This window comes from Kitasatospora sp. NPDC004614, assembly GCF_042873675.1.
Taxonomy (GTDB): Bacteria; Actinomycetota; Actinomycetes; order Streptomycetales; family Streptomycetaceae; genus Kitasatospora.
Window position 1 is genome coordinate 77747 of sequence record NZ_JBIALR010000017.1, and the last position, 11955, is coordinate 89701.

The window sequence follows — 11955 nt, forward strand, 5'->3', positions numbered from 1 at the left end:
ACCCGAAGGGCCTCGAATGACTTCCACGTCGACAACGACCGGGCGGACCGGCTCGGGGATGGGCTTACTCGCCGTCCTGATGCCGGCGATCCTCGTCACGGTCACGGCCAGCGACATGGTCAACCTGATGCTTCCGACGATCGGGTCCGAGTTCGGCGCCTCCGAGGCGGAACTCGCCTGGGTCGTCACCGGCTTCCTGCTGATGTTCTCCGTCGGGATCCCCCTGTACGGCCGCATCTCGGACCGGGTGAGCCTGCGCCGGCTCTTCGCGTTCGCGCTCCTCAGCTACGCCCTCGGGAGCCTGATCTGCGCGCTCTCCCCGAACCTGGCCGTGCTCGTTGCCGGGCGGATCGTGACGGGCATCGGCGCGGCCGCGATCCCCGTGCTGTCGGTCATCGCCGTCACGACGCTGCTGCCGCCGGAGCGGCGCGGTGCCGGGATCGGCGTCGTCTCGGCCGGTGCGGGCGTCGGCACCGCCGCCGGGCCGGCGCTGGGCGGCGGCATCGGGGAGGCGCTCGGCTGGCCCGCACTGTTCTGGATCACGCTCGTGGTCTCGCTGCTGCTGGTCCCGGCCCTGCGGGTACTCCCGGACGAGGCTCCGCAGGGCTCGGGCCGACTCGACCTCCCGGGCGGCGTCCTGCTCGGCCTCGGGGCCGGTCTCGTCCTGTTCGGCATGACCCGGGCGCAGGTCTCCGGCTTCACCGACCCGCTGTCCTGGGGCAGCCTGCTGGTCGCCGTCGCGGCGCTCGTGGTCTTCGGGGTGCGCACCGTCCGGGTCGATCAGCCGTTCGTTCCGCCGTCGCTGTTCACCGACCGCGTCTACCGGACCGGCATCCTCGTCGCGTTCCTGGCGATGGCCGTCAATCTCGGCGGTCTGGTGTTCGTCCCGCTGCTGCTCGTGGAGGTCAACGAACTCCCCCCGGGAAAGGGCGCGTTGGTCATGATCCCGGCCGGCGTCGTGACCGCGCTCCTCTCGCCGTGGATCGGACGCCTCGCCGGCCGCGTCGATGCGCGGGTCCTGGTGCTCCTCGGGCTCGGCCTCATCGGGCTGTTCTCGCTGTTCCTCTCGTCCTTCGCCGGCGGCTCCCCGGTGGTCTTCGCCGGTGCCGGGATCCTCGGGCTGAGCATCGGCTTCATGTTCGTGATGACCACCATCATCGGCGCCGCGGCGAGCGAACTGCCCCCCGAGCAGGTCGGTGCCGGCCTCGGGATCCTCCAGGGGGCCCAGTTCCTCGGGGCCGGTACCGGCCCGGCCGTGTTCGGTGTGCTGGTGTCCGCGAGGCAGCAGAGCGGCAGCGACGCCATCAACCCCCTCTTCTCCGGCCACCACGGCTCGGCCTACTCCGACGTCTTCCTGGCCATGGCCGTGGTCGTCGTCCTCACGCTCGTCCTCGCGTCCCGGATGCGTCCCGCACCGGCGGTGGAGGGCGAGGCGGCTCCGGCGGCCTCGTCGGCGCAGGAACTGAACAACGTCCAGTAGGAACAACGTCCAGTAGGAACGCGACTCGTCCCGTCCAGGGCGGGATCTCTTCTGCTGCGCAGAACCTCACGACCCAGTGTTCCGAGGAGGATCACGTGAAGACCGTTGTTGTCACGGGGGGCACTTCCGGTATCGGGCAGGCGCTCGCCAACACCTGTCTCGGCCGGGGCGACCAGGTGGTCGTCATCGCTCCGGACCCGGTGAAGGGGAAGAAGTACCTCGACGCGGCGCAGAAGTCGGGCGCGGCCGACCGCGCCTTCTTCATCGAGGCCGACCTCAGCCTCGTCAGCGAGAACCGGCGCGTCATCGCGGAGATCAAGGACCGGTTCGAGGCGGTGGACGTACTCGTGCTGTGCGCGCGGTACTTCCGCAGCCGTCGGCTGGTCACCTCCGAGGGCATCGAGCACAACTTCGCGCTCTACTACCTCAGCCGGTACCTGCTCGGGTACGGCCTGGCCGACCTGATGAACAAGGCCGAGACTCCGGTCGTGATGAACATCGCCGGTCCCGGCGTGGGGGCGCCGGGCATCCACTGGAACGACCTCGGGCTCGAACGGGGCTACGACGGCTGGTCGGCCATGTTCCAGGGCGGCCGGCTCAACGACCTCCTCGGTGTCTCGTTCGCCGAGGACGGGAGCGCGCGTCGCGCCCGGTACGTGCTGCTGTTCCCCGGTGGGACGCGCACCGGTTTCGCGGGCGAGTTCGACGCCGTCACCGCGGCGCACATCGACCGGATGAAGCGGGCCGCGCAGCCGGTCGAGTTCACCGTCCCGCCGATCCTCGAGATCGTCGACTCCCCGCCTCGGGAGCCGCTGAGCGCCTTCGCGGAGGGCACGCCCCTCAGCCTGCTGCGCCCTGCGTTCGACAAGGGCGCCGCGGCGCGGCTCGACAGCATCACCAGGGAACTCCTGCGCGAGAAGGCGGGCGCCTCATGACGAACGGCCCGCAGCCGGTGCCCGCTCCGCGCTGAATCGCCGCCCGCCCCCGCGGCGGCTGGAACGAACCCCCGAAATCCTCCACAACATCCGCCACCGGCCGGCCACAGGTGCTGTCGGGGGCGCGTGGCAGGCTTGGCGGGTCCGCGAAGCGGGGAAGGTCCGGGGCGAACGGGAGGGGGCCGGAGATGCAGCGTCAGATCAGGTCGGCAGCGGTGGGGTTGGCGGTGTGGTGGCTGTGGATGCCAGTGACCGCCGGGCTGGTGTGGGTGGTGAAGCATGCGGTGTTCGGCGGGTTCGGGCAGCAGGACCAGAGCTATGCGCTGTGGCTGAAGCGGCAGTTCTTCCCGCACGGCGGGCTGGTCGATGCCGCGCCGCTGTTCTGGTTCTGGATCGCGGTGGGGTTGTGCGGCACGGTCTGGGCGGTGGTCTACATCGTGGACGAGTCCGGGGTGCCCTTCGGCGGTTGGCGGTCGGTGCTCTCCGTCTCGGTGGTGCTGCTGGCGCTGGTCGGTTCGCTGGTGCGGGCCGGCACGGGCGTGTGGGACAACGACAAGGACGCGGGCCGGTTCTACGCGACGGCGACGATTCTCGACGTGCCGGCCGGCGGCTCCACGCCGCCCCGTTCGGTGCTGCCGGTGACGGAGCACTCCCGGCCCGGTGACGGCAGCCGGTGCGATCTGGTGGGTACGGCGGACGTGCCGGCCTGCGTGAAGACCGCGTCGATGCCGGCCTTCGACTTCGAGGCGCGCACCGCCTCGTACGCGGCAGCGACCAAGGCGCTCACGGACAGCGCCGGCCTCTCCTCGGGCGTTCATCTGATGAACCACAGCCTGCACTACCTGCCGGGCGCAGCCAGTGGCGGCGCGTGGACTGCGGTGCTGGACGGTTCGGGCGAGCAGCCGATGGAGGGCGTCGCGGTCTGGGACGGCAAGTCCAACTCGGTGGTCAGCTGCGCGTTCCGCGGCGACCACGCGTTCAACCGGGCGTTCGGCGGGACGGGCGCGGTCAGCCTGCGCAACCTGCTCGCCGAGAGGTTCCCGGGCCTGGTCTACAGCGACCAGGACATCTGGGGCTACTGCGACGGCCCCGACCCGCGCACCGCCCAGCCGGTGGTGGTCATCTCGGTGGCCCGGGAGACCGGTTGGAAGCAGCGCACCGTCCTGGCCCCGGCCGGGGTGCTGGTGCTGCGCGGGTCGTCGAACGGGAAGCCTGATGTGACGTACCGGGCGCAGGTCGAACCGGGCGAGCTGCCGGGGGCGGTGTACCCGGCGTCGGTGGTGCGCTCGCAGATCCACGAGGTGCAGTGGCTGGGCGGCCGCGGCGCGAAGGACGACCAGGGCTTCGGTTTCGCGCACACCTCGGCGGGTACCAACGCCACCAACCCCGGTGAGTTCCTGCTCCGTTCGAAGGCGGACGGCCACCTGTACTACGTGACGCCACTGGTCCCCCGCGAGAGCTCCTCCCAGCTGGTGGTGGCGTTCGCCGTCCTCCAGGCGGACCGGGCCGGCGGCGGCCTCAACGACCTGCACGTGTACGTCCGCAGCGACGACGCCCCCGCCGTGAACCTGGACGTGCTGGCCAGCCGGATGGTCTCCTACATGGCGCAGCAGACCTCGATCACCATCAGCGCCGGCCAGGGCGGCGCACTCCAGGAGATCATCCCGTTCGGCCGGGACATGTGGCGCGGCTTCGTGGACTTCAGCGGCCAGACCCAGGACTACATCGACCTCTCCGGCGACGCCACCGTCACCCCCAACCTGGTCTCCCTCACCGGCCAGATCCCGGCCCCGGGCGGCCAACCCCAACCCCAACCTCAACCCCAGCCCCAGCCCTCGGGCCAACCCACCGCCAACTGCGGCGGCGACCCGAGCCAGCTGACCAACACCCAACTCGCCGCCTGTATCGCCGAGTTGTCGAAGGCCCTGCAGGGCCGGGTGAAGGACTGACGGAACACCCGCCGCGGGCCGGTCATCGTCCCGGCCCGCGGTCGGTGGAGAGGCGAGTGCAGTGAACCCGCTACTCTGGGAGTCCGGCGGCGTCGTCGCCGAGCGCATCGTGTCCACGGCGCTGAGGGTCCCTGCCGCCCTCGCCAGGTTCGGGCGTCGGTGCGAGATCCGGCAGTTCGACACCGACGCCACCGTCGAGGACGTCCGGGTGATCATCTGCATGGGCGCGGTCCGGCTCGCCCTCGACTCCTCAGCGGCCACCGACTCCGACGACGCGGCCCGAATCCCGGCCGCCGACATCGCCCGGTCCGTCAGCACCCGACCCGCCCACGAATTCCTCACCGCTCTCCCCCGCCATCTCCCGCCCCGTGACCGGCAGTCGGCCGATCGCCTCATCGCCCTCATCGACTCCACGAGCGGCCCGGCGGCCATCCGCTGGGAGCGCCTCTCCGTACTGGTCAGGGACTTCACCGCCACCTACGACCAGACCCACCGGCCGTAGAACCGCCGGTCGGGGCGGATACGGTGAACGCGATCGAGGAGAGAAGGCGCACGATGACGGTGCCGAGCATCGAGACGGCCAGGATCTGGCAACGCCGGCTGCGGAACGTCGAGCCGGGGCTGACGGACCACGAACTGGACGCCGTGGAGGCCCGGTTCGGGTTCCGGTTCGCGCCCGACCACCGGGTGTTCCTGGCGGCGGGCCTGCCGACCGGACCGCGCTGGCCGGACTGGCGGCACGGCGATCCGGAGGCACTGCGCGAGCAACTCGCCTGGCCGGTCGAGGGCACGCTGTTCGACGTCCGTAGCAGCGGGTTCTGGTATCCGCGCTGGGGTCCGCGGTCGGAGGACGCGTCGGAGCGGGAGCGGGTCGCCCGGGCCGCGCTGGCGTCCGTGCCGCAACTGGTGCCGCTGCACGGCCACCGCTACCTGCCGCCGGCGCCGTTCGGGCCGGGGCACCCGGTGCTGTCGGTGTACCAGACCGACATCATCGAGTACGGCCATGACCTGGCCGACTGGCTACGCGTCGAGTTCACGAACATGCCCGGCAACCGCAACGCGCGCCCCGTCTTCACCGTCCCGTTCTGGTCGTACTTCGTGGTGGGCGATCCGGAGAGCACCGTCACCACCCCGCACGATCCGACGGCCACCACCGCGGCCGAGGCGGTGGAGTACCTGCGGATGCTGGCGCTGGAACGGCTGGTGGGCCGCCAGGTGTACGACGATCAGCTGATCACAGCGGGCCTGGTGGCGGACGCACTCGGCGTCGACGCGCCCTCACTGCCGCGCCTCGCCCGGCTCCCGGAGAAGGAACACGACCAGGCGGTACCCCTCTTCGAACAGGTGCTGGCCGAACTGCGGCTCTCCGACTCCCTCCCCGCCGACGACACCGACCTGCCGTACGAGCGCGCCCGCTGGGAACTGGTCCGCTGGTGGCTGCGCCTGATCGTGGACGGCGGCCTGCGCGCCTCGACCGGCATCAGCGTGATCACCCACGGCGGCTGGGCCCCACTCGCCCGCCCGGAATCACTCCGCCCACTGATCGACCTCGGCCCGGAACGCCTCTCCCCGGACGCCCTCAGCCGCACCGACCTGGCCCGCGCGGCCGTCACCGAGGCCCGCCGCCTACTGGCCGGCCCCTGGCCGCCACCGCCCTACTCGCCGTCCGAGCCGTCCGAGCCCGCCGCGCCCGCCGCGCCCTGCTCGTAGGCGGTCATGGTGCGGACGAACAGCGCGCGTTCGGCGGGCGTGAGCGGGGCGAACGCGGCCTGCCAGGCGGCGGCGCCGTTGGCGAGCCAGCGCTCGATCGCGGTGCGGGTCGCGGGGTCGCAGCTGAGCGAGACGATGGTGCGGCGGCGGTCCGAGGGGTCGGGGCAGCGCTCCAGGACGCCCTGACGGGTGAGGTCGCCGACCATCAAACTCACCGTGGTGGGCGCGACTTCGAGCCGCGCGGCCAGCGTCCCGACCGGCATCGGGCCGTCGTACACCAGGTACGAGAGCAGCGACAGGTGCCGGGGCGCGAGCTGGAAGCCGGCCAGCGCGTCGGGAACGGCGATCCGCTTGACCCGCGCCGCCACCCGGGGCATCAGCAGCAGCATGGCCCGCACAGCGTCCGGCGCGGTCAGGCCGCCGTCGGTCAGGCCGCCGTCCCGCTCCTGCTCGGACTCCGCGCGGGCCATCCAACCTCCAAGCGCTGTCCGATTCCTGGCCGCCGGGCCCCACCGTACCGGACGGGCCGGTCAGCGCGGCGGGTGCGGGGCGGACGGCGGCCGCAGGTGGGTCTCCTCGTACGCGAAGTGGGCTTCCAGGCCGTCGGTGAGCCGGTCGAGTTCGGCGCGCAGCTCGGCGACCTCGACGCCGGGGGCCGCCAGCCGCTCCTCGAAGCGGGTGAGCGCTTCGGCGACGGTGCGGTGTTCGACGCGCAGCCGGGCGAGGGCCGGGATCAGCTGGGGGTACTGCTGCTCGAAGGCGGTGAAGGCGCCCTCCTCGCGGGTGTGGTGCATGCCGAGGCCGTAGCAGAACTTCAGGCAGCGCTCGCGCAGTTGGGCGGCGAGGTCGGGTCCGGGCACGGGGCCGGCGTCGTCCAGGCGGGTGCGCAGCTCGGCGAGCTGGCGGCGCAGGTCCTCGTGGTGGAGCCGGAGTTGCTCGATCACCCGGCCGGCGAGTGCGGGGTCGGCGGAGAGGTCGAGCGGGTGCAGCGCGAGGACCGGGATGGTGCGGTCGGTGCGCTCCTCGAAGGTGGCGAACGACGGTACGCGGCGGGCCTGTTCGGCGTACTGGTGGTCGCGTTCGGCGGGGCCGAGTTCGACGGGGCGGACCGAGAGGGTGGTCACCCCGCCCTCGCCGTCGGGGAGTTCGACGATGCCGCCGCCCGCGGCGATCAGGTTGCGGTACCACTGGGGGTGCGCGGCGTCGCCCCCGTTGGAGCCGAACACCAGGTAGCGGCCGCCGTCCTGGTGGTAGACGAGCGGTGTGGTGCGGGGCTGGCCGGTGCGTCGTCCGGCGGTGGTGAGGAGCAGGATCGCGGGGAAGTCCTCGACGTGTCCGCCCTGCGCCCGGAATTTCCTGATGACCCGCTGGTTGAAGCTCTCGTCCATGGCTGTCCCCCACTCCCGGATTATGTTTGCAAGCAAAGATAACCTAGGCAGACCGCCGCCACCCGGTCAACACCCCACACTGGCCCCGCCCTTGAAGACGCGTCAGAAGTCGTAGACCGTCACGGCCGTCCCGCGCGCGGTGAGCCGCGCGGTCACCAGCGGCTCGACGCGCTCCCAGCGCCCGCCCGCCAGCCCGCACCCGATCCGCGGCATGTGGACGGAGGCGCCGAGGCGGCGGGCATGGGCGCCGAGCGTGTCGAGGGCGGTGTCGATGGCCTCGTAGCGGACGGGGACGCCGGTGGAGCGGCCGGTCCTGATGCCGCGCTGGCCGACCATGTTCGCCACCCACAGGTACGACTCGACCTGCACCAACTGCACCGCACCGAGCCCGAAGTCGTTCCCCGCCCGCTCCCGGTGCCACCGCCGGTACGCGGCCTCCGGTTCGGGCCACCGCCGCGACAGCGCGAGCACGAATCCCTTGCCCCACCCACCGAGGTCGTTGCAGACGTGCGCGATGATCCGCACGCCCTTGCCCTGCGGCGCGGTGGCGTCGCCGCGCAGATAACTGATCGTCTGTTCCATCCGGGCAGCATCCCAGCCCGCACCGACACCACCCGCAGGTCAGTGCGCGTGCGCGGGGCCCGCGTACGTGCGCGGCACCGCGCTCTCCGTTCCGGGGGCGACGGTGACGAACTGGCCCATTATTCCGGCGTCCTCGTGGCGCAGGACGTGGCAGTGGTACATGTACGGCTCGACGGGGTCGCTGAACGGGCCGAACTGGACGGCCAGGCGGACGGTGGTGTGGGCGGGGGTGAAGACGGTGTCCTTGTGGCCGCCGGTGGGGGTGCCGTTGGCGTTCAGGACCTGGAAGGCGACTTCGTGGATGTGGAAGTTGTGGGAGGCGCCGGTGCTGTTCTCGACCTCCCAGATCTCGACGGCTCCGGCGGGGACGACCTCGTCGATCCGTTGCATGTCCATCGGGCGGCCGTTGATGCTGTCGCGTCCGCTGAGGGTGAAGTGACGGACCTTCGCGTCGGCGGGCGGGACGATGGGGGCAGGCGCGGGGAGGCCGGCGGGGAGGCCGGGTGCGGGCCGCAGCTGCTCGGCGGCGACGAAGCGAATCAGGTCGAGGTCGCCCATGCCGATGTCGATGCCCGTGTCGAGGGTGCGCAGCACGACGTTGTCGCCGGGGTCGAACCCGACCACGATCTCGGCGCGTTCGCCGGGGGTGAGGGCGAGCGTGCCGGTCTCGACGGGTGCGGGCAGCAGGCCGCCGTCGGTGGCGACCAGGTGGAACGGGCGGCGGTCGGCGAACGCCAGCTGGTACATGCGGGCGTTGGAGGCGTTGAGCAGGCGCAGCCGCAGGCGGGTGGTGGTGACGTCGAAGCGCGGGTTGTAGGTGCCGTTGACCAGGATGCGGTCGCCGAGGATGCCGAAGGGGCCTTTGAGCGGGTCACCGTCGATCCGGCCGTGGTCGTCGAGGTTCTTGTCCTGGAGGATCAGCGGGATGTCGTCGGTGCCGTAGCCGGTGGGCAGTTCGGCGTCGTGGTCGTCGTCGATCAGGAACAGCCCGGCCAGGCCGCGGTAGACGTGCTTGGCGGTGGCTCCGTGCGGGTGGGGGTGGTACCAGGTGGTGGCGGCGGGCTGGTCGATGGTCCAGGTGGGGGTCCAGCGGTGGCCGGCGGCGATCAGTTGGTGCGGTCCGCCGTCCATCCGGGCGGGCAGCCGCATGCCGTGCCAGTGGACGGTGCTGGCTTCGGGGAGGGCGTTGCGGACGGTCATCGCGATCCGGTCGCCGCGGCCGGCCCGCAGGGTGGGGCCGAGGTAGGCGCCGTTGAAGCCCCAGGTGGTGGTGGGTTTGCCGGGCAGCAGTTCGAACTGCCCGGCAGCCATGATCAGTTCGAAGCGGCGGACGCCGTCGAGATCCGCCGGGGGGTGCAGCAGCGGCGGGATCCGCAGCGGGGTGGACAGGTCGAGCGGCGGGGGCGCGGGGTGGTGCCCGGTGCCGGGTCCGCAGCCGGCGGCCAGGCCGGCCGTGCCGGTGGCGCCGGAGAGTGCGGCGAGCGCGAGGAAGGTGCGCCGGTTCAACGGGCCAGCGCCGGGATGACGTGCTCGCCGTAGGCGTCGATGGTGGCTTCCCGGGCGTCGTGCATCGCGTACACCGCGAACTGGTCGACGCCCGCCTCGCGCAGGACGCGCAGCTTCTCGATGTGCGCCTCGACGGGGCCGAGCAGGCAGAACCGGTCGACGATGCCGTCGGGGACGAAGTCGGTGGAGGGGTTTCCGGCGCGGCCGTGGTGGCTGTAGTCGTAGCCGTGCCGGTCCTTGATGTAGGCGGTGAGTTCCTCGGGGACGAGGTCGGAGTGTTCGCCGTAGCGGGCGACCAGGTCGGCGACGTGGTTGCCGACCATGCCGCCGAACCAGCGGCACTGTTCGCGGGCGTGGTCGAGGTCGTCGCCGACGTAGGCGGGCGCGGCGACGCAGACGGTGATCGAGGCGGGGTCGCGGCCGGCCTGTTCGGCGGCGTGGCGGACGGCTTTGACCATCCATTCGGTGAGGTAGGGGTCGGCGAGTTGGAGGATGAAGCCGTCCGCCTTCTGTCCCGTCAGGGCGAGCGCCTTGGGCCCGTAGGCGGCCATCCACACGGGCAGGCGGCCGTCCTTGATCCAGGGGATCCGGATCGGGGTGCCGTCGACGACCGCCTCGCGGCCCTCGGCGAGGTCGCGGATGGCGTCGATGGCCTGGCCGAGCCGCGCCAGCGTGTTGGGGCGGCGGCCGGCCACCCGCATCGCCGAGTCGCCGCGGCCGATGCCGCAGACGGTGCGGTTGCCGTACATGTCGTTGAGGGTGGCGAAGGTGGAGGCGGTGACCTCCCAGCTGCGGGTGCCGGGGTTGGTGACCATCGGGCCGACGCGCAGCCGCTCGGTGTGTTCGAGGATCCGGCTGTGGATCACGAACGGCTCCTGCCACAGCACGGCGGAGTCGAACGTCCAGCCGTAGCGGAAGCCGCGCTGTTCGGCGCGGCGCATCAGTTCGACGACCTTGGCGGCCGGCGGGTCGGTCTGCAGGACGAGTCCGAAATCCACTGCGGGAATCTCCGCTCTCAGAGGTACTGGCAGGTGGAACGGGGCAGGAAGGCGCCGTGTCCGGGGCGGCCGAGGTAGTGGCCGCGGTCGAGGACGACCTCGCCGCGGGACAGCACGGTCTCCACCCGGCCGGTGACGGTGCGGCCCTCGTACGCCGAGTAGTCGACGTTCATGTGGTGGGTGGCGGCGGACAGGGTGTGGGTGGCGTGCGGGTCGTAGATCACCACGTCGGCGTCGGCGCCGGGGGCGATGGTGCCCTTGCGCGGGTACAGGCCGAACATCCGGGCGGGCGCGGCGCAGGCGATGTCGATCCACCGGCGGCGCGTCAGGTGGCCGTCCACCACGGCCTGGTGCAGCAGGTCCATCCGGTTCTCCACGCCGGGCAGGCCGTTGGGGATCTTCGAGAAGTCGCCGCGGCCGAGTTCCTTCTGCCCCTTGAAGCAGAACGGGCAGTGGTCGGTGGAGACCACCTGGAGGTCGTCGGTGCGCAGCCCGCGCCAGAGCGCCGCCTGGTGGTCCTTGGGCCGCAGCGGCGTGGAGCACACGTACTTGGCGCCCTCGAAGTCCGGTTCGGCGAGGTTGTCGGTGGACAGGAACAGGTACTGCGGGCAGGTCTCGCCGAACACCGGCAGGCCGAGGTCGCGGGCGGCGGCGAGTTCGGCGAGCGCCTCGCGGGCGGAGACGTGCACCACGTACAGCGGCGAGCCGGCGACGCGGGCGAGTTGGATGGCGCGGTGGGTGGCCTCGGCCTCCAGCAGCGCCTTGCGGACCTCGCCGTGGTAGCGGGGGTCCCTCTCGCCGCGGGCGAGCGCCTGCTCGACCAGCACGTCGATGGCGGGGCCGTTCTCGGCGTGCATCATGATCAGCGCGCCGGTCTCGGACGCCTGCTGCATGGCGCGCAGGATCTGGCCGTCGTCGGAGTAGAAGACGCCCGGGTAGGCCATGAACAGCTTGAACGAGGTGACGCCCTCGCCGATCAGTCCGGGCATCTCGCGCAGCGTCGACTCGTTGACGTCCGACATGATCATGTGCAGGCCGTAGTCGATGGCGCAGCGCCCGTCGGCCTTGGCGTGCCAGGCGTCGAGTCCGGCGCGCAGCGAGGCGCCCTTGGACTGCACGGCGAAGTCGACGATGGTGGTGGTGCCGCCCCAGGCGGCTGCCCGGGTGCCGGTCTCGAAGGTGTCGGAGGCGTTCGTCCCGCCGAACGGCAGCTCCATGTGCGTGTGGACGTCCACGCCGCCCGGGATCACGTACTTGCCGCCGGCGTCGAACACCCGGTCCGCGGCCCACTGGTGGCGGCCGGGCAGGCCGAGTGCGACGACGGTGCCGTTCTCGATCAGCACGTCGGCGGGCATCTCCTCGGCGGCCGTGACGACCAGTCCGCCGGTGATCAGGGTCCGGGTCATG

11 protein-coding genes are annotated in these 11955 nt (G+C 71.9%); 5 read left to right on the top strand and 6 right to left on the bottom strand.

Going from position 1 to position 11955, the window contains the following annotated elements:
- Positions 1-16 precede the first annotated feature (16 nt).
- The 5 genes from ACFYST_RS28380 to ACFYST_RS28400 all read left to right on the top strand — a co-directional run bounded on the left by ACFYST_RS28380 (position 17) and on the right by ACFYST_RS28400 (position 6074).
- A complete protein-coding gene (locus ACFYST_RS28380; RefSeq protein ID WP_387866399.1) occupies positions 17-1480 on the top strand; it encodes an MFS transporter in 1464 nt (487 codons plus the stop codon).
- Between the two features lie 95 nt (positions 1481-1575).
- Complete coding sequence (locus ACFYST_RS28385) at positions 1576-2415, top strand: SDR family NAD(P)-dependent oxidoreductase (RefSeq protein ID WP_387866401.1); 840 nt, start codon at positions 1576-1578, stop codon at positions 2413-2415.
- Positions 2416-2603: 188 nt separating this feature from the next.
- Complete coding sequence (locus ACFYST_RS28390) at positions 2604-4364, top strand: hypothetical protein (protein ID WP_387866403.1); 1761 nt, start codon at positions 2604-2606, stop codon at positions 4362-4364.
- Positions 4365-4425: 61 nt separating this feature from the next.
- Positions 4426-4866 carry a hypothetical protein gene (locus tag ACFYST_RS28395; RefSeq protein ID WP_387866404.1) on the top strand — a complete coding sequence of 147 codons (441 nt, stop codon included), beginning with the start codon at positions 4426-4428 and terminating at the stop codon, positions 4864-4866.
- 53 nt (positions 4867-4919) lie between these two features.
- Positions 4920-6074, top strand: a complete 1155-nt coding sequence (locus tag ACFYST_RS28400) for a hypothetical protein (RefSeq protein ID WP_387866406.1) — start codon at positions 4920-4922, stop codon at positions 6072-6074.
- Here ACFYST_RS28400 and ACFYST_RS28405 read toward each other — a convergent pair.
- From ACFYST_RS28405 to hydA, 6 genes are all read right to left on the bottom strand, one after another.
- A complete protein-coding gene (locus tag ACFYST_RS28405) occupies positions 6020-6544 on the bottom strand; it encodes a MarR family winged helix-turn-helix transcriptional regulator (protein WP_387866408.1) in 525 nt (174 codons plus the stop codon). The two genes, ACFYST_RS28400 and ACFYST_RS28405, sit on opposite strands and share 55 nt — an antisense overlap.
- 60 nt (positions 6545-6604) lie before the next feature.
- The gene (locus ACFYST_RS28410; RefSeq protein WP_387866410.1) at positions 6605-7462 is read right to left on the bottom strand and encodes a nitroreductase/quinone reductase family protein; all 858 of its coding nucleotides are present in this window, start codon (positions 7460-7462) and stop codon (positions 6605-6607) included.
- 102 nt (positions 7463-7564) lie between these two features.
- Entirely contained in the window at positions 7565-8044 is a 480-nt protein-coding gene (locus ACFYST_RS28415) for a macro domain-containing protein (RefSeq protein ID WP_387866412.1), read from the bottom strand.
- Between the two features lie 39 nt (positions 8045-8083).
- Complete coding sequence (locus ACFYST_RS28420; protein ID WP_387866414.1) at positions 8084-9550, bottom strand: multicopper oxidase family protein; 1467 nt, start codon at positions 9548-9550, stop codon at positions 8084-8086.
- Positions 9547-10548, bottom strand: coding sequence for a TIGR03842 family LLM class F420-dependent oxidoreductase (locus tag ACFYST_RS28425; protein ID WP_387866417.1), 1002 nt, complete (start codon positions 10546-10548; stop codon positions 9547-9549). The genes ACFYST_RS28420 and ACFYST_RS28425 overlap by 4 nt, the downstream gene beginning before the upstream one ends.
- 17 nt (positions 10549-10565) lie before the next feature.
- Positions 10566-11954 (bottom strand): dihydropyrimidinase, encoded by a 1389-nt coding sequence (hydA, locus tag ACFYST_RS28430; protein WP_387866420.1) that lies wholly within the window; start codon positions 11952-11954, stop codon positions 10566-10568.
- Position 11955 lies beyond the last annotated feature (1 nt).

Bases quoted from the DNA above. Each gene is read 5' to 3' on its own strand.
- ACFYST_RS28380 (WP_387866399.1), top strand. From the start codon at position 17: ATGACTTCCACGTCGACAACGACCGGGCGGACCGGCTCGGGGATGGGC.
- ACFYST_RS28390 (WP_387866403.1), top strand. From the start codon at position 2,604: ATGCAGCGTCAGATCAGGTCGGCAGCGGTGGGGTTGGCGGTGTGGTGG.
- ACFYST_RS28400 (WP_387866406.1), top strand. From the start codon at position 4,920: ATGACGGTGCCGAGCATCGAGACGGCCAGGATCTGGCAACGCCGGCTG.
- ACFYST_RS28405 (WP_387866408.1), bottom strand. From the start codon at position 6,544: ATGGCCCGCGCGGAGTCCGAGCAGGAGCGGGACGGCGGCCTGACCGAC.
- ACFYST_RS28410 (WP_387866410.1), bottom strand. From the start codon at position 7,462: ATGGACGAGAGCTTCAACCAGCGGGTCATCAGGAAATTCCGGGCGCAG.
- ACFYST_RS28415 (WP_387866412.1), bottom strand. From the start codon at position 8,044: ATGGAACAGACGATCAGTTATCTGCGCGGCGACGCCACCGCGCCGCAG.
- hydA (WP_387866420.1), bottom strand. From the start codon at position 11,954: ATGACCCGGACCCTGATCACCGGCGGACTGGTCGTCACGGCCGCCGAG.